Origin of the sequence: Anaerotignum faecicola (genome assembly GCA_024460105.1) — a bacterium.
Classification (GTDB): domain Bacteria; phylum Bacillota; class Clostridia; order Lachnospirales; family Anaerotignaceae; genus JANFXS01.
The window spans coordinates 1-535 of the sequence record JANFXS010000132.1 but is presented as its reverse complement, the minus strand read 5'-3'; the positions used below and the strand labels follow the sequence as shown (position 1 = coordinate 535).

The window sequence follows — 535 nt, the reverse complement described above, 5'->3', positions numbered from 1 at the left end:
CGACAGCGTATCGGTCCGGTGCTGATCCGTACAGATAAAGACAATGTTTTTCTTTTTCATGCAATTCTCCATTTCCTTTACAGCTCTACCGAATATTTATACCGTTCTCCGGGATAATAGCAGATTGTGTACTCCAGGACGTCGTTATCCTGGTCGTACGTATTGCGGATCCGTTTAAACACAGGCTGTCCGGGATCAATATTTAAGAATTTCCCTGTCACTTCCGTGGCTAAAACCGCTTCAAATGTATCCCTGCCCCTGGCTATCACGATGCCGTATTCTTCCTTTAAGAGCTTATACAGCGAATCTTTATACAAATCGTTGTCAATGGGCAGACGGTACTTGTTGGTCAGCCATGTGATGGAATACACAACAGGAATATTCTGTGCACAGCGAACCCGCTCCAGCTTATAGCAGTAACTGTCCTGATCCAGTTTTAAGTTCTCAGCCACTGTTTTTCCGGCCCTTTCCCGGCTCATGACGCAGTGACTGGTCATCATGGTGATGCCGTGGCGGCCCATTTCCTCGGAGAAGC

Annotated in this window: 1 protein-coding gene; it reads right to left on the bottom strand. The window is 47.1% G+C overall.

The window, feature by feature from the left end:
• Positions 1-77: 77 nt before the first annotated feature.
• The coding region (locus NE664_13120) for a UTRA domain-containing protein (GenBank protein MCQ4727574.1) at positions 78-535 on the bottom strand (458 nt) is incomplete at its 5' end.